The sequence below is a fragment of the Nonomuraea sp. NPDC050540 genome, from assembly GCF_044457485.1.
GTDB lineage: Bacteria > Actinomycetota > Actinomycetes > Streptosporangiales > Streptosporangiaceae > Nonomuraea.
Window position 1 is genome coordinate 312,523 of record NZ_JBITHA010000011.1, and the last position, 16,528, is coordinate 329,050.

Below are 16,528 nucleotides of genomic sequence, written 5' to 3' on the forward strand. Positions count from 1 at the left end.
GCGATGCTTCCCCGATGCCACTACCTTCGTGCGATCTTTTCGGCCTGCGCTCGATGATGGCGTGAGAGGCGCGGATTCGTCGCCTGGAGAGCTTCGTCGGCGAGGTCCATAGCCAGGTATCGGTCTCCACGCCTGTACAACGACCTGGCGAGGTAGAGCAGAACCATGCCGTGTGTCCGTCCCTCGTCGCGAAGCTCGTCGATGGCCCCGCGTGAGACAGGGACATCGAGATGTACCGCGAGGATGTATGCCGCGCGCGCCGACGGCGGAGCGGCGGTGGCGACGCTGCGCAGGTCGTTCAAGGCCTGCCGCGACTTACCCCAGTCCGCGTAGATCTCCCCGCGAATCCGCAGTGCCTCACAGTGCGCTGGATCCCTGTCCAGCACGAAGTTCAGCTCCTTGACCGCTGCCTGGTGCCGGTTTGCGCGCCAGAGCGCCTGCGCGAGTTCCAGCGTGGTGGTCGTCTCCCCTGCCGGGACAAGTCGACCAGCACGTGCGCTGCCAAGTGCGTTGTCGGTATCCCCTCGCATCAAGTGGACACGCGCGATCGCCGCGAACAGATAGGCGACGGCAGGCGACCGGGCGTCGGCCATCGCCGCCATCGCGAGCGCGTTGTCGTAGTTCTGGAGTGCGACGTCGTGCTCCGACCGCAGGTATGCGATGTCGCCCAGGATGACGTAGGCGGAGACATGGATCTCGCTGTGCACCCCCTCGGTCATCGCCAGTACAGCTCGCGCGTACCTTTCGGCGATTCGCAGGTTGTCCGCGGACATGGCTTTCTCCGCCTCCCGCAGAAGGTCTCCCGGGGTGGGATCCGGTCGTGCTGCCGGCGCCTCTCCGAGCCGCTGGAGCGCGCTCGCCATGCGCGGATGCTGAAGCTGGAAACCGTCCTCGTCGCTCAACCGGCAGTACTTGAGAAGGTGGCGGTCCTCCACAGCACGGACAACGGAATCGGTGATCTCTTTCGGACGGTCGTGCCGGGGCGCCGGCCTGGCCTCATAGGTGGATCCCTCGTCTGGCGACGTGGTGAAGGTTCGGCGCATCCAGCCGCCGATCTCGCAGTTCGGCAGGCCGTGGTCGCTGGTCATGGTGAACAGCGTGCGGGTACAGAATTCGGCCAGCATCGCGTCCACGTCGTCGAGCGCCTTCTCGACGGTGGCGGACAGCGTCTTGCCGTCGCGCAGGCCTTCCCAGAGCTCGGTGCACAGTACCTGTAGAAGGACGGGCTCCACGTGCGCGGCACCGGACGTACCGTGCTCGACCGCCAGTTTGTCGACGAGCCGCGCGGGCACGCCGAGGTCGAACTGCTGATGGCTGCCCAGCAGGGGCCGTGACAGCGCGTCGATAGCGGACTGCCGGTCCAGTGGACGCAGGACGTACTGCGCTGGGGTCTCTCCCAGCACCCCGGCGAAGGCACGCGCGTCATCGACACAGTCGGGCCGGATCGACAGGAGCAACTGGACACCGGGGAAGGCCTGGAGCGCGACTCCCAGTTCCTCGCGAAAGCGACGATGTTCCGGCTTCGACGCGCCTGACCGGCGGAGCGCGCTTTCGGCGCCGTCGATCGCGACCAGCGTCGATGCGCCCGGCGGCGCGGCGGCGGTCTGCCGCCGGAAGAACTCCGCGACCGTCAGGCCGACGCTGCGGGCGGGGTCAAGGGTGGGCTGCCACGACGAGAGCAGCGCGAAGAGCGTGCGGCCCCGGGCCGTGAGCAGCGGAGCCGGCAGGGTCTTGCGGTAGCTCAGCTCCCCGATGGGCACCACTCGCGCTCCATCGTTGGCCAGAAACGGAACCAATCCGGCGTGGAGGAGGGAGGTCTTTCCGACGCCCGAGTCTCCGATGAGTAGCGTCACCCGATTTCTCTGCCACAGGTCGGCGACCTCGCGGGTTTCGATACTACGACCGAAGAATCTGGGCTCGTCGTCCATGCGGAACGGCCGTAGCCCGACCCACGGGCTGGCACCGTGCGCGGTCACGCAGAGACTCCTGCCGGCAGCCCGACTCGTAGCATCATGCTCTCCCATTCCCCATCGCTGCGGACAAGAACCTGCAGCACACATGGCTGTCCCAGGCTGAGGCTTCCCATGATGGCGATTGACTTGATACCCGATACGAGCAATACCGCAATCACCCAGAAATCTTCTATCATGCTGCATCTGGCGTTAGAAGTCCCTGGCGGCGGAAACCATCAATCGCGTAACCGCTTTTTCATCATGAGCAACAACTCCATTTATGGCGACCTAAATCGGTGATATTGCTCGTGCCGGCGGGGGTGACGATGCGCGGCAAGGTCGAACGACTCTCCCCGGAAGAGCTGGAGCGGATCACACTTGAGCTGCTGAAATACGATCCCGAGCTGAAGCATGATCCCGCGCTTCATCCCGAGATACTCCATGAGATCCGGCGGCGGGCCGATGAGCTCTTCAAGCTGCTGAGCGGAGAGATCGCGGCGGTCGACGAAGCGGGCCGTGCGTGGCGTCAGGTATGGGCCATCGCCGCCCTGACACTTATCGCCGCATCCCTCCTGGTCCTCGGGACCGCTTTCCGGGGCACGTTGCTGCTCGGCCTGGTGACGTTGGGAACGCTCACTGCGCTGGCGCAATCGAACGCGATCCGGCGGCGGAGCGTGACCGCGTCCCGAGAGCTCCGAAGAGCTCTGACGTCGCCGCTACGCGCCCTGATCCGTCTCGTGATCAGCGATCTGCAGAGCGACGAGGCGCGCTGGTCCGGCACCCTGCGCACATCCGAGGCTCCCGCGCTGGTGGAGCTCAACATCCAGGACACCATTCCTTCCCGCACGTACGAGCGGCTCCGATCCTTCATCTGCGGACACGAGTCCTCGGCGACCGGGCTGGCCGGCGCGCGGGGCTCGGGCAAGACCACCCTGATGCGCCAACTGCGCCTGGATGAGGGCCTCGACTGTCACGTCGCCATGATCAGCACGCCCGTGCAGTACTCCGCCGTGGAGTTCACCCGCCTCATCCACGGCGAACTCGCACAGGTCGGCCTGAAACCCGGCGAAGGAGGTCTCATCCGCAACCGCATGGCGGTACCGGCCGCTCGGGCAGTGGTGCGGACGCTCGTCGCGTCGGTGGCGGTGCTCCTCATGGTGATGTTGTGGATCTACGACAAGAACCGTCCCTCACCCAACACGTTCAACCTCGGCTGGATGGGTTTCGCCACCGTCGTGTTGGGCGCCCTGATAGCCGGGTTCTTCCTCAGCCGGCAGCGGGATCTCTTTCAGCGCCGGACGAAATTGATGGTCCCGCCGCAGACGACGCGCGAGCTCTGCCTACAGCAGCTGGAATTTCTCCGCTGGTCCACAACGGTCGAGCGGAGCGCGAACACCGCGGCCAAGGTCGGCGGGACCGGATTCGAGGGCCTCAGCAAGTTCTCTCGTACCGAACGCGAGGTCACACACGCCGAGTCGGTGCAGGCGCTCCGGCAGTTCGTCGATCAGTTGCTCGCGCTCAGCAACAGACCGGTGATCATCTGCGTGGACGAGCTGGACAAGCTGGCGAACCCGGCCGAGGCCGTTGACGCGATCAACGGCCTCAAGGATCTGTTCCACATAGCCAAGGCGCATTTCGTCCTTTCCGTGTCTTCGGACGCCATGCACAGCTTCGCCGCGCGAGGAGTGCCCGTACGGGACGTGTTCGATTCGGCGTTCGACACCGTCATCTCGGTCGGTCCGCTCTCGCTGGGAGAGTCGCAGACGCTGATCTCTCGGCGTGCGCGCGACTTCTCCAGGGTGTTCGCACTGTTCTGCCACGCATGGTCCGGCGGCCATGCGCGTGACCTCATCCGGACCGCACGCTCGTGCGTGGAGCAGAAGAGCGAGCTGCAGGGCGAAGAGGAGGCCACCATCGCCCGTCTGTCCCAGCGTGTGCTGCGACAGGACCTGCGCGATGTCGTGGACGCGACCATCGAAAGGTTACGCAGCGAGAGCGACGACCTCGCGAAAGCGATGCTGGACCGGGTCCTGACGTTCCAGGAGCGCCTTGAGGACGAGTCCACGGACCTGTACGACCTCGTCGAGTCGAGCGAGTTCCCACCAGAAGCCGGGATCGTGACCGTAGAGGCTCAGGCGGCCGCCGCCCTCGCCCCGTACGCGAGGATTGCCGGGCTCTGCGAGCGGCTGTTCTCCGTTGCGCGCCAGCCGGCCACCTGGCGAACCGAGGCGATGTGCAACGCGATCATCGCGCTGGCGGAGGCCCGCTCCTCTCTCGGGCGACACCCGCGAGAGATCGAGCGGAAGCTGCAGCGCGCCGCCCATGCCTGCGCGGCGGTGGACTCGTCGGGCTGACCACCCATCCGTACACAGCGCCGGACTTGACCATGCACTGCTCAGGACAGAAGGGACCTCAAGCCGCTCGTGGCGGGGCCGGGAATGCCCAAAGTGGCGATGCGCATCCTCCGCCACTCCCAGATAGCGGTCACGACGAACGTCTACCCCCAGGGCTGACCCATAGCCGCTGCACAAGATCGAAAAGGGCCCTTCCGCATCATCCGAAAGGGCCCTCTTGCTGCGGAGCCGCCTTCGGGATTCGAACCCGAGACCCCTTCATTACGAGTGAGAACGAGATCGTCCATCGTCGTCCACAGGCGTCTTGACGCGCTCGTCACGAGCCGATGCCGGGCGACCTCAGTCCACCCGGGACCATGATCGTCCGGGACCGCTGTTAGCAAGCGCGTTAGCAAGTGCACCTCAGCCTCCCCGCGATCAGTGGCGAGCCGATACAGAGAGCAGAGCTGTCCGACCCGGGCAACAGAAGCACGCGGTGGCCGACCTTCGTTTGAGGGTAGCGACCAGTTCGTACGCAGGCTGGCTGCTACCAGGGAGTATGTCGCCGTCCGCTGTGCCATCCGCACAGGACTGGAGGCTGGCGTCGCCGTCACAGGTCCCACCGTGCCCAGAGGCAAGGCCTGAGGAGGTCGGTCCGCGGCAGAGCCGATCGCTCCACCGTTTGCGGCGAGTCCCGAAGACCGCGGTGTCGTCCGGCGCATTCCACCAGCGCGTGGAAGATCTTCCAGATCCGGTTGTAGTGCAATCAGCAGAGAGCATCCGTCGTTCAACTACTTGAACGCTTTGTAAGAATACTCTAACATCGCATCATGGAGACCAGACCCTTCACCAACGAAGCGCGCAAGATCCGTTCTGAAGGCTACTCGTACAAGGACATGGCAGATGGATGTCGCGGAGCACGATCGACAGCCTGGTGGCACGCCTTGATTAACGAGAAGGCCTGCCAACCTCCACCACCCCAGGCAGTCCCCCAGATCGCCGCGCTGTTCGGGCTACCCCACGAGGAAGTTGCAGCGATGATCGCGCTCGAATGGTACGGGGTTAGACCGCACTCCGGTCACAGTACGAGGGCCGACGCACTAGCAGGTCTCTATGACCAAATGCCAGCAAAGGCGCAAGAAGCGGTCAGACTGACAGTCGGTGCACTGTTCGGACTAGCAGTGCAGGCTAACGAGGTTGCGTTCATGACCGACTCGACACCGGATACACCGCCTGGAACATCCGCCCACGACTGAAACGTCGCTGCTGACAGCCTTGCTATCTTCGCTCCGAGGCTTCTTTTTGGTCGGACGTGATGGTACAAGGCGAGGTCGAACCGCTGCCCTTCCGCTTTCAGGCGGACCGATCACCCTGCTCGGCTGCTCGCCACCCTGATCAGACGCGTGTGGAAGGTGGCATGAATGCAGCGCCGTGTGGGGACGTTGCTGTCAGCCCCGCTGTCACCTCAGCCAGAGATACCCGGTGGCAAGGCCCGACGAAGGAGGGCCGCGGCAGCCGATCGCCCCAACCGCTGTAGGTGAGATGAGGTGCCCAGCAGATTCCGGACAGTCGGCTACATAAGTTGACAGAAGTCTGGAAGAGGTAAGGCCCACAACGAGAAGGATGAGGACAAGCTCCCGCTCATCCGTCTACACGATCTTCGTCATCTCCACGCGACGATGCTGCTCCTGGCCGGCGTCCCCGTGCACGTGGTCGCGGCCCGCCTCGGCCACGCTGACCCCGCGATCACTCTCCGGGTCTACGCTCACGTGATCCGCTCCGCGGAGACCGCGGCCGCCGATATCTTCGCCAAGTCCCTGGAGGAGTCCTGTTAGCAAGGGTGTTAGCAAAAGGCCCCCTGTGATCATCACAGGGGGCCTTTGACCTGGAGCCGCCTTCGGGATTCGAACCCGAGACCCCTTCATTACGAGTGAAGTGCTCTGGCCGACTGAGCTAAGGCGGCGCTGCCGTACAGCGTGATGAAGTCTACAGGAGGCGTGGCACTTCTCGCTCCCGTCGATCAGCAGCGGGTGCCGTCGGCGGGGGTGGTGCGGGTGATGAGGTAGTGGTCCACGTGGGTGTCGATGCAGGTGGAACCGCTGCCGTAGGCGGTGTGGCCGTCGCCTTCGTAGGTCAGGAGGGTGCCGGATTCGAGTTGGTCGGCTAGGGATTGTGACCAGTGGTACGGGGTTGCGGGGTCGCGGCGGGTGCCGAGGACCAGGATGGGGGCGGCGCCGGCGGCGCGCAGGGTCGCGGGGGGCTCTGGGGCTGAAGGCCAGAAAGCGCAGGGGAGGATGCTCCACATGACGTAGGAGCCGAAGACGGGGGCGGCTTCTGCGGCGGTTGTGGCGGCTTGGGCCAGGGCTGAGGTGCTGGGTGGGGTGGGGGTGTCGGCGCAGGTTACGGCCATTCCGGATTCGGTCTGGTTGGAGTAGGTGCCGTCGTCGGCGCGACCTACCAACTGGTCGGCAGAGGACAGGAGCAGGGTGCCGTTGCCCTTCTGGGCTTCGGCCAAGGATTCGGACAGGGCCGGCCAGGTGTTCCGGTCGTATAGCGGGGTCAGGGCTCCCAGCGTTGCCAGGGCTTCTGTCACTGGGCGGCCGGTTTCGCTGGTCAAGGGGTCTTTGTCGGTACGGCGGAGCAGCTCCGACATCTCGGCCAGGGCGTTTTCTGGGGTCTTGGCGGTGAAGGGGCAGGACTGGGAGGTCAGGCAGTCCTTGGCGTAGGCGCGGAAGGCGGTTTCGAAGCCCTTGGCCTGGTCGAGATTGAGGCGTTGGCGGGTGATCGCCGGGTTCATGGCGCCGTCGAGGACCAGGGCGCGTACTTTGCCGGGGAACAGGTGGGCGTATGTCGCGCCCAGGAGGGTTCCGTATGACTTGCCGAGGTAGGTGAGCTTTTCATCGCCCAGGGCGGCCCTGAGGAGGTCCATGTCTCGGGCGGCGTTCGTGGTGCTGACGTGCCTGAGGAGCTTCGGGGAGCTTGCCTGGCAGGCCTTGGCGAAGTCCTTCGAGGCCTGTTCCAGGGCGGACTGCTCGGGCTGGGTGTCGGGAGTGCTGTCCAAGGCGATGAACGCGGACAACTGGTCGTCGCTCAGGCATTTGATGGGGGTTGATGCGCCTACGCCTCTGGGGTCGAAGCCGACGATGTCGAACCGGGCGCGGATGTCCTGGCTGAGCATGGCGGGGGCGGCGCGGGCGTAGTCGATGCCGGATCCGCCGGGGCCGCCCGGGTTGATCAGCAGGGAGCCGATGCGGTCGCCGGTGGCCGGGAGGCGGATGACGCTGATTTCGATGTGTTCGCCCGCTGGTTGGGCGTGGTCCAGGGGGACCCGGAGGCGGGCGCATTCGAAGTCGTCGCCGCAGTCGGACCAGGCCAGGGTCGCGGGCGTTGGGGGGCGGGCGCTCGCGCAGCCGGAGGTCAGCAGCATCAGGGCGGCTAGGAGGGCTCGGCACCACACTGTCGCCATGCTACGCCGAGTCGGTGGCGGCCACGGGCCGGGTCCAGACATGTCCTCTGCGCGAACCAGCGGGCGCCGTCTCCTAAGCCGCGCGATAGCGGGCGCCGTCCCCCGGGCGCCGTCTCCTAAGCCGCGCGATAGAGGGCTCCGGCCTCCCAAGGCGCGCGATAGCGGGCGCCGTCCCCCGGGCCGCGCGGTAGCGGGCGCCGTCTCCTAAGCCGGGCGGTAACGGGCGAGGAAGAGGTCGACGCCTGAGGTGATGATCTCCTTGAGGTCGACCTCCGCGTCGGCGTCGAACGTGCGGACCAGCTGCGGCACGCCGATCGTGGCCGCTACGAGCTGCCGCACGGCGAGGACCGGGTCGGGCACGCTGATTCGCCCGCGCTCATGCAGGATCTCGAACGCCTCCACGAGCGGCTCGTTGTTCATCTTGTCGCTGATGCGGTACCACGCCTTGCCGAGCTGCGGAAAGCGGTCGATCTCGCCGATGACCAGCCGCCGCAGGGCCATGATGTCGGGACGTAGGAGGATCTCCGCCCATTCGGTCATCAGGCTGATGAGGGCCGTTCGCAGGTCGTCCGCCTGGGCGATCTTCGACTTGCAGGGCTCCAGATGCGCGTACGTCTGCGGCAGGATCCCCCCGATCACCGCCAGGAAGAGCCGCTCCTTGTTGCCGAAATGCTTGTAGATCGTGGGTTTGGACACCCCGGCCCGGGAGGCGATGGCATCCACCGATGCGGCTGTATATCCCTCTTTGAGGAACTCGACCTTGGCCGCGTCGATGATCGCTTCGCGCTTGCGCTGCGAAACGTTGACCGCATCGGGGATGATCGGAAGGCCGAATTCGTCAACGTTCATGCGCGTAAACTACACCGTTTGGTGTCCTCTCCTTGACCAGCGGGACGACCTCGGTCGCGAAGCGCACCACCTGATCGGTCGACTGCTGCTCCGGCCAGAAGACGAATGTGGTGAAGGGCTGCTCGATAGCGAGCTTCGCCAGGAAATCGGCCCACTGGTCAGGCGTGCCGCGTACCGGATCGGCGCCGTGTTCGGGTAGTTCGCCCGGGGTGGTGGTGATGGTGCCGACGATCTGCGCCATCCGCATGACGGCGGCCGGATCGCGGCCTTCGGCGCGTGCCGCCTGGTCGATGAGGGAGTTCGCCTCGGGCCAGGCCTCGTACGGCAGATACGACGGGATCGGCGCGGCCCACCCGTCGGCCCTCCGGCCGGTGAACCGCAGCGCCCGCGGCCCCTGCGCGCCGACCCAGATGTTGATCGGGTGGGCCGGCGGTGGCCCGGCATGCACGCCGTCGACCGTGTAGTGCTCACCGCGCAGCCGTACCGTGGGCTGGTCCGGGCTCCACAACGCGCGCATGATCTCCATCGCCTCGCCGAGCGCGTCGAGAGCCGCCGCGGGCCTGAGCTCGGGCACGCCCATACTGGCGATCGCCCGCCAGTAGCCGCCCGCACCGATACCCAGCTCAAACCGCCCACCAGAGGCCAGATCCAGGGTTGCCGCAGTATTGGCGAGTACGGCCGGCGGACGCAACGGCAGGCTGGCGACATCAGGGAAGAACCGGATCCGCTCCGTGTGCTCCAGCAAGGTGCCGATCAGGGCAAAGGCGTCAACTTGGGAGGGGGCATAAGGATGATCCTGTACGCCGACCAGGTCAAGGCCGGTCTCCTCGGCAACGGTGACCAGTTCGCGATGAGCGGCTATGTCGGGTGTCGGGACAAGGGAGAAACCGAAATCCATGACAAACCTCCGAATATGATCTCCTCTCGAAACTAAACCGTTCAGTATCCACTGTCAACTACACCGTTCAGTGTTGCCCGCCGCGTGACCGCGCCACCTGTGACGGCGCTGCGAGGGTCAGCCCACGGAGGAGACCCATGGGGAAGGCACGAGCCGTCCACGGGCTACCAGGTGACCGCTCATTCGGGCGCCACAGCGGCGCACTTAGCCCAAATGCCCATCCGGGTTCAGGAGGTCGGGGTGCCGTCGGGGTTGGCGCCTTCGGGACCGTACTGCTTTTCGTGTTGCTGGCGGGGAGAGCACACCGACGCCGACGGGCAGGCGCATCGGCGGCCTCCGTCGTCCAGCCGGACCAGCACGGTGTCCGACGGTACGTTGTGGCCCATCACCGTGCCGTCGCCCTGGGGCGTGGCCACCCGGCTGCCCGCTTTCGGCATCCGGTAGCGCGTCTCGACATACAGCGGATGCTCGTACTTGAGGCAGCACATGAGGCGCCCGCACGCCCCCGCGATACGCAGCGGGTTGACCGGAAGGTCCTGGTCCTTGGCCATGCGGACCGACACCGGTTCGAAGTCCTTGAGGAAGGTCGCGCAGCACAGGTCACGACCGCACGGGCCGATGCCGCCCTGGAGGCGGGCTTCGTCGCGGGGGCCGATCTGGCGGAGTTCGACCCGGGCGCGGAGGTTGCGGGCCAGGTCGCGGACCAGCGCCCGGAAGTCGACCCGGTGCGGCGCGGAGAAGTAGACGGTGTAGACGTTGTCCTGGTCGAGGTAGTCGACGCCGACCACCTTCATGGGCAGGCTGTGGCGTTTGATCAGCCGCTTGGAGACGCTGCGGGCTTCCGCGCGGCGGCGCTTGTTGCTCTCGTCACGGGCCAGGTGCTCGTCGCCGGCGACGCCCGCGCACACGGGCAGCCCGTCGATGTCCTCACTTGAATACTGCGGCGCCCACACGCACTCCGCGACCTCGGGACCCGAGTCGGTGGGCACCAGAACCTTGTCACCGACCTTGGGACTGTGCCCGCCCGGATCGAGGTAGTAGAGCCTCCCGTAGCGTGTAAAGCTCACGGCCATGATCATTCCCATGGGCTAGAGCTCGCCTCCTGACGGCCTCGGGGGTGCCTACCCTTGCCACACTACGTGCGCGGACCGCCCAAACGTGAGAGTCACTAGCACTACTTTCCCCGCCCACCCAAGATCCTCTCGCGACCGGGGGCTGCGGTGGGCCCGACCCGGTGCGTGATCAACCCAGGGGTCGGGCCGAGCGGTCAGCACGAGGTCGACGCGGGGCACGGGTACTCCACTACCCGCTCCACACCTGCCAGGGACTCGATCACCTTGATGACACGTGCGTGATCAGTGTCCGGGTGGAGCAGAAGCCGGATGGACTCGTTCATGTCCTCGGGCGTCTGGCCGGCTGTGGCGCCGATGCCCTGCTGCGCCTTCCAGGCCATCTCCCGAGTCTCGACCAGGATGTCCGCCACCTCGGGCAGCGAACGGAGCGCGTCGTGCGCGGCCTTCACCTGCTCCGGTGTCGCCCCGTTGCCACGTTTCGAGGGCTCGTCTTCACACAGCGCGCCGGATCCGCCGCGTCTGCACATGAAGACCGAGATCGTACGCTCCTGCGGCCAGCCCTCCGGCAGCCCCGCGGCCATCCTCCGCCGAATCATGCTGGAGTCCACTACCTGCACGACCCCGGGCATGGCCTTGACCTCGGCGATCAGCGACTTGTAGTCGGCACCTGGTCTGATCTTCACCCGGAACGACTCCGGCATGTCCTGCACCCGGACAACCTTCTTGACGCTCTCGGAGATGAGGTCATCGGCCTGGAAGTTCTTGAACGCCTCTCTCTGGTCCTCGAAAACCAAGGTCTCCACCCATGGAGCGCTCAGCAGGGCCCGCCGGACGGCCAGGCGCTGCTCCTTCGTGATGGCCTCACCCTCGCAGGACGGCTGCGCGGGGTTTTCGCCGTGGCAGAGAAAGACGGACAGATCGGCCATGCCGCTGTTCGGCGGCAGCACCGCGGCGGCAGTGCTCAGAGTGCCCCCGGAGGGCGAGGTGACCATGACCCCCGTCATCACACCGGCCGCCACCACGACCGAGGCCACCGTCACCCACCGCCGGCTCGCCCGCGGGATCAACAACCGCACTCGTGCCCAGCTCACCCCGATCCACCGCAGGTCAGCCCAGCGCCGTCGGGCGACCGGACGCAGCGGGCGCAGGGTCTCCGGGTCGATGACGGCCCCCGCCTCGGACAGGGCTTGGCGCAGACGTTCTTCCACAGGGCTGTTCATGACCCCTCCCCCAACTGCTTGGCGAGGGCGGCGAGCCCCCGGGCGATCGTGGACCGAGCGGTGCCGCCGCTGATCCCCATGGTCTCGGCGATCTCCGGATCGGAGAGGTCGAAGTAGTAGCGCAGCGTCAGCGCCTCGCGCTGTCTGCGGGGCAGGCGCTGCAGCGCGAGCAGCACCTCACGGCGCTCCTCACCGACCAGCGCCGCGCTCTCCGCCGACCAGACCGGCGGATCGTACGGCAGGGCGCGCCGGAACACCGTCGCCCGCCGCCGCAGCACCGACCGGCACCCGTTGAGCACCGCCGAACGCACGTAGGCCAGCGCCTTGTCCGGATCTCGCAGCCTGCCCCGGCCGGCATGGGTACGCGCGAACGCCTCCTGAACCACGTCCTCGGCGCTGGCCCGATCACCGAGCATGAGCAGCGCCAGCCGGACCAGGCCCAGCTGATGCTCGGCGAAGATGGCCGCGACGTCGACATGCTGCCGCGTCAGGGGTTCTCCATGGGTGAGCAGTTCGACTTCCACATCACAGAGACGCCTGCGGGGCCCGTCTGCTGCTTCGGTCACCGCGATATCTTGTCGCCCCGCCAAAGCCCGCCGCGCCGACCATCCAGCCGCACGAGACATGCGCGCCACCTGGATGGTGATGCCGACCTGACCGGTGCATCGCAGGCCGTGACGGCGGGCGCCACGTCCGACGTGAGAAGCGACCCCCACGACACGCTCGCCCACGTCGGCGGGTGGCGTGGGGGCGGCTTGCCGTAACAAAAGGAAGGAACGAAAAGAGAGAACGGCCGCAAAGCGGCCGGGAACAAAGTCAGGCCTCAGCCGCGCAGGGACAGCATCAGCGCTTCCACCGCGATCTGTGGATTGACGCTCGCCTCCAGCCGCTCCCGGCACATCATGATCGCGTCGATCCGCCGCAACGTCTCCTCCGGTGTACCCCCCCGAGCCACCTGATCCAGGTCAAACCGCAGATCGTCGTTCGCCAACTCCACCCCCGCCCCGAACTGCATCGCCAGCACGTCCCGGTAGAACGACACCAGCTCCAGCAACGCCGAGTCCAGCGAGTCCCGCTTGATCCGCGTGGCCCGCGACTTCTGCCGGTCCTCCAGCTCCTTCAGCGCCCCCGCGCCCCCACGCACCAGCCCGCGATTGAGCCCTTTCCCCGTCGACCCCTCGCCATACAACTTGCGCAGTTCGGACGTCTCCGTCTCATTGAGCGCCGCCGTGGCCGCCGCGGCCTCCTCCTCGGCCGCCTTGACCAGGCGTTCCGCGGCCGTGATGCACTCCCCGACCCCCGTCAGCGACCGGGGAATCGCCAGCACCGCCTCCCGCCGCGACCGCGCCCCCTCATCCAGCGCCAGCGACCGCGCCCGGCTGATGTGCCCCTGCGCGGCCCGCGCCGCGAACTGCGCCATCGGCGCCGGCACACTGTCACGCGTCGCCAGCACGTGCGCGACCGCCTCCGTGCGCGGCGTGGTCAGCGTGATCACCCGGCAGCGCGACCTGATCGTGATCATCATGTCGTCCGGCGCGGGCGAGCACAGCAGCCACACGGTACGCGGCGGCGGCTCCTCGATGGCCTTCAGCACCGCGTTCTGGGCCGATTCCGTGGCCCGGTCGGCGTCCTCGAAGAGGATCACCCGCCACCGTCCCTGCGTCGGCGCGCCCGCGGCCCGCAGGATGAGTTCCCGGGTCTGCTTCACGCCGTAGGACAGCCCTTGCGGTCGGACCGATTCGAGGTCGGGGTGCGACCCGATCATCACCTGGTGACACTGGTCGCAGTGGCCGCATCCGCCGTCCGGGCAGAGCAGCGCGGCGGCGAAGGCCCGCGCGGCCTCCTCACGCCCGGATCCCGGCGGACCGGTGAACAACCACGCGTGCGTCATGCCCGCGCCCCGCCCGCCGCCGACGACCTCGCGCGCGGCAGCGGCTGCACGCGAAAGTACGGCTACCGCCTGGTCCTGGCCGACAAGGTCATCGAAGACGCCCACGGAAGCAAGGTTAGTCGCGGATGGCAGGCATCGTGCCCGTGTTGTCTTCGGACTCCTGCGGCACCGGATCGGGCAGGATCTCCCGCACCCGGTCCTGGATCGAACGGGTGATCTCCTCGGGCCCCAACGTGCCGTCGACGACCAGGTAGCGCTCGGGCGCGGCCGAGGCCAGCGCGCGGAACTCCTTGCGCACCCGCTCATGGAACTCCAGCGGCTCCGACTCGATCCGGTCGGCCGCCCCGCCCAGCCGGGTCAGCCCGATCTCCGGCGGCGTGTCGATCAGCACGGTCAGATGCGGCACCAGTCCGCCGGTCGCCCAGGCGTTGACCCTGGAGACGTCGGCCGGGTCGAGCTCCCGCCCCGCGCCCTGATAGGCCAGCGACGAGTCGACATAGCGGTCGGTGACCACCACGGCGCCCCGCTCCAACGCCGGACGGATCACCTTCTCGACGTGCTCGGCCCGGTCGGCGGCGTACAGCAGCGCCTCGGAGCGCGCCGACAGCCCGCGCTCGGCCGCGTCCAGCAGGATGGCCCGCAGCCGCATGCCGACCTTGGTGGATCCGGGCTCGCGGGTCTGGACGACGTCGTAGCCCTGGTCGCGCAGCCAGATCGCGACGAGCCGGGACTGCGTGGTCTTGCCGGAGCCCTCCCCGCCCTCGAAGGCGAGGAACAGCCCGGGGGTCTCCTCGTCGGACCCGGGCGCGTACCGCTCACCGCGCACCGCCGCGACCAGGTCCTCCGACAGCCGGACGCCCTTCCTGTCGTCCAGGTGGCGGAAGCTCAGGACTCCGACCACGGTGACGAGCACGCCGCAGACGACCAGCACCAGGTTGACGCCGTCGAAGGTGTAGTCGTACCCGGCGAAGGGGAGCCTGTGCACCCCGAACACCGCCGCCAGCGCGCCGCCGACCAGGACCACCAGCAGCAGCGTCACCCGCGCCGCCGCCCGCAGGAACGGCAGGATGCGCCCGCGCAGCGCGTCTTCCGCCTCCAGCTCGATCAGCGTGTGGCCGATGATCCACGAGATGCCCGCGCACGCGCCCAGCAGCCCGGTCAGCATGACCACGATCACCAGGTTGTGGATGAGCGCGATCGCCACGAGCGCCACGCCCGCGACCACGACCGACAGCCCGAACAACCGCCGCCGCGACAACCCCGCCAGCAGCCTCGGCCCGAAGAACATGCCGAGCGCGACGCCGGTGAAGACCGCGAAGAACACCATGCCGTAGGCGGCGTCGCCGCCTTCGAGCTGGCTGCTGACGTACAGCTTCGCCAGGACCGCCACGGCGCCGCCGGCGGCGAAGGCGCCGAGCATGCCGATGATCAGCCCGCGGACCAGCCGGTTGCCGCCGACCGACCGGCGCCCCTCGACGATCTGCTTGAGCACCGACGGCGTCGGGATCGCCCCGGTGCGCCGGGGGATGTCGTGGTGCGTGAAGACGAGCGCCGCGGACACGAGGTAGGCGGCGGCCGCGATGATCAGCGCCGGCCCCGCCGTCTCCATCGCGGGCGAGAAGGGGGTCACGGTACGCACCAGGCCGGCGACGACCGACAGCACGGCGAACAGCAGAGCGGCCGGCGGCGCGGCGCCGTAGGTCGCCAGCAGGTCGAGCCGGTTGGCCGCCTCCAGCCGCTCCCTGGGCACCAGGCTGGAGACCGTCGCGTCCTTGGCCGGCGTCCAGAGCAGGCTGACGCACTCCACGAGGACCATCGTGATGATCAGCCACTGGTAGCCGCCGACGAACACGGCCGACAGCACCAGCGCGAACCTCGCGAGGCCGGCCGCGGCCATGGTCATCCGGCGGTCGAAACGGCCGGCGAGCGCGCCCGCCAGCGGTCCGAGCAGGATCGCCGGCAGGATCTTGGCGACGAAGACGCCGCCGATGGCCAGCGTCTGCACGCGCCGGTCGCCCGGGTAGAGGTTTCCCGCGATGGCGGTCAGCGCCAGGATGGTCAGCCAGTCACCCAGGCTGCACGCCGACATGGCCGTCCACAGCTTGCGGAATGGGGCGTTAGCCAGCACATGCGCTGGTCTGGGTCGGCCAGGGGCGGTCATAGTGTCAGCGTATCCAGGTGCTCGCCGGGCGTGGGAGGTCACGAGACGAGCCGGATATACCCGGCTGCTCGCGCCTGAGGGTATTACGTCCTGGGGCCCCTGTGCAGGGCACAGACCCCGAATGGGCCCCCATCGCTATGCCGTCCGGCACGCGCGCACCAGGGGCGTCCAGGCGGCTCTGACCGCCTCGGGCAGCTCCAGCTCTCTCCAGAGCTCCACCAGCAACACGCCGTCGACATAGCGCAGCAGGTCAGCGGGGTTTCCCTCACTCAGCACGGCGGAGTAGACCGCGCCGCGGTCGGCTCTGTCGGACAGGTCGCGTCGCCGGCCCGCCGGATAGTCGACCGTGGCCAGCGCGCGCTCGGCCGGCAGCCGTGGCAGCCGATCGGGCACGTGGAAGGAGCCCTCGTGCTCGGTGAACTCGATCTTCGGCTCCAGCGCCAGGTGGAAGCCGGCCGCGTCGAGGATACGGCCGGCGGTCTCCAGCGTCGGTGACTTGCGGCCGTGCTCGTAGGCGGACAGCGTCGTACGCGACGTGCCGCTCAGGTCGGCCAGCACGGTCTGGTTCATGCTGGCGGCCTGTCTGGCCCGTTTGAGCAGCAACCCGCCGCGCTCGGCCCAGAATCTGACGTCAGGCGTACGCAACCGCCCACCTCCTCGGTATCCGGTTGGATACTACGCCGGG

The 16,528-nt window shown here is 67.7% G+C and carries 14 protein-coding genes and 1 tRNA gene; 4 read left to right on the forward strand and 11 right to left on the reverse strand.

All coding sequences use genetic code 11. The features are described 5' to 3' along the window. Positions 1-20 precede the first annotated feature (20 nt). Positions 21-1,976, reverse strand: a complete 1,956-nt coding sequence (locus ACIBI5_RS33995) for a hypothetical protein (protein WP_397252802.1) — start codon at positions 1,974-1,976, stop codon at positions 21-23. A gap of 108 nt (positions 1,977-2,084) precedes the next feature. Here ACIBI5_RS33995 and ACIBI5_RS34000 point away from each other — a divergent pair, with 108 nt between their 5' ends. The 4 genes from ACIBI5_RS34000 to ACIBI5_RS34015 all read left to right on the forward strand — a co-directional run bounded on the left by ACIBI5_RS34000 (position 2,085) and on the right by ACIBI5_RS34015 (position 6,120). Continuing rightward, positions 2,085-2,252, forward strand: a complete 168-nt coding sequence (locus ACIBI5_RS34000) for a hypothetical protein (protein ID WP_397252803.1) — start codon at positions 2,085-2,087, stop codon at positions 2,250-2,252. Next, positions 2,249-4,306 (forward strand): hypothetical protein, encoded by a 2,058-nt coding sequence (locus ACIBI5_RS34005; protein WP_397252804.1) that lies wholly within the window; start codon positions 2,249-2,251, stop codon positions 4,304-4,306. The genes ACIBI5_RS34000 and ACIBI5_RS34005 overlap by 4 nt, the downstream gene beginning before the upstream one ends. Positions 4,307-5,115: 809 nt before the next feature. Next, positions 5,116-5,541: a hypothetical protein gene (locus ACIBI5_RS34010; RefSeq protein WP_397252805.1), complete on the forward strand. Its 426-nt coding sequence runs from the start codon at positions 5,116-5,118 to the stop codon at positions 5,539-5,541. Between the two features lie 423 nt (positions 5,542-5,964). After that, a complete protein-coding gene (locus tag ACIBI5_RS34015; RefSeq protein WP_397252806.1) occupies positions 5,965-6,120 on the forward strand; it encodes a hypothetical protein in 156 nt (51 codons plus the stop codon). A gap of 51 nt (positions 6,121-6,171) precedes the next feature. On the opposite strand, the gene ACIBI5_RS34020 is transcribed toward ACIBI5_RS34015, so the two are convergent. From ACIBI5_RS34020 to ACIBI5_RS34065, 10 genes are all read right to left on the reverse strand, one after another. After that, positions 6,172-6,248: transfer RNA gene (locus ACIBI5_RS34020), tRNA-Thr, on the reverse strand. Between the two features lie 57 nt (positions 6,249-6,305). Beyond that, positions 6,306-7,751 (reverse strand): alpha/beta hydrolase, encoded by a 1,446-nt coding sequence (locus tag ACIBI5_RS34025; protein ID WP_397252807.1) that lies wholly within the window; start codon positions 7,749-7,751, stop codon positions 6,306-6,308. 204 nt (positions 7,752-7,955) lie between these two features. After that, complete coding sequence (locus tag ACIBI5_RS34030) at positions 7,956-8,600, reverse strand: TetR/AcrR family transcriptional regulator (RefSeq protein ID WP_397252808.1); 645 nt, start codon at positions 8,598-8,600, stop codon at positions 7,956-7,958. Further along, a complete protein-coding gene (locus tag ACIBI5_RS34035; RefSeq protein WP_397252809.1) occupies positions 8,590-9,498 on the reverse strand; it encodes an LLM class flavin-dependent oxidoreductase in 909 nt (302 codons plus the stop codon). The genes ACIBI5_RS34030 and ACIBI5_RS34035 overlap by 11 nt, the downstream gene beginning before the upstream one ends. Positions 9,499-9,725: 227 nt before the next feature. Further along, complete coding sequence (locus ACIBI5_RS34040; RefSeq protein WP_397252810.1) at positions 9,726-10,571, reverse strand: stage 0 sporulation family protein; 846 nt, start codon at positions 10,569-10,571, stop codon at positions 9,726-9,728. 194 nt (positions 10,572-10,765) lie between these two features. Beyond that, on the reverse strand, positions 10,766-11,791 hold the full coding sequence (locus tag ACIBI5_RS34045) for a permease-like cell division protein FtsX (RefSeq protein WP_397252811.1): 1,026 nt from the start codon (positions 11,789-11,791) through the stop codon (positions 10,766-10,768). Continuing rightward, on the reverse strand, positions 11,788-12,315 hold the full coding sequence (locus tag ACIBI5_RS34050) for a SigE family RNA polymerase sigma factor (RefSeq protein ID WP_397252812.1): 528 nt from the start codon (positions 12,313-12,315) through the stop codon (positions 11,788-11,790). The genes ACIBI5_RS34045 and ACIBI5_RS34050 overlap by 4 nt, the downstream gene beginning before the upstream one ends. A 299-nt stretch (positions 12,316-12,614) precedes the next feature. Continuing rightward, positions 12,615-13,787 (reverse strand): DNA polymerase III subunit delta', encoded by a 1,173-nt coding sequence (locus tag ACIBI5_RS34055; protein ID WP_397252813.1) that lies wholly within the window; start codon positions 13,785-13,787, stop codon positions 12,615-12,617. Positions 13,788-13,797: 10 nt separating this feature from the next. Further along, positions 13,798-15,843, reverse strand: coding sequence for a dTMP kinase (tmk, locus tag ACIBI5_RS34060; protein ID WP_397252814.1), 2,046 nt, complete (start codon positions 15,841-15,843; stop codon positions 13,798-13,800). A gap of 135 nt (positions 15,844-15,978) precedes the next feature. Continuing rightward, positions 15,979-16,488, reverse strand: a complete 510-nt coding sequence (locus tag ACIBI5_RS34065) for a helix-turn-helix transcriptional regulator (RefSeq protein ID WP_397252815.1) — start codon at positions 16,486-16,488, stop codon at positions 15,979-15,981. Between the last annotated feature and the right edge of the window lie 40 nt (positions 16,489-16,528).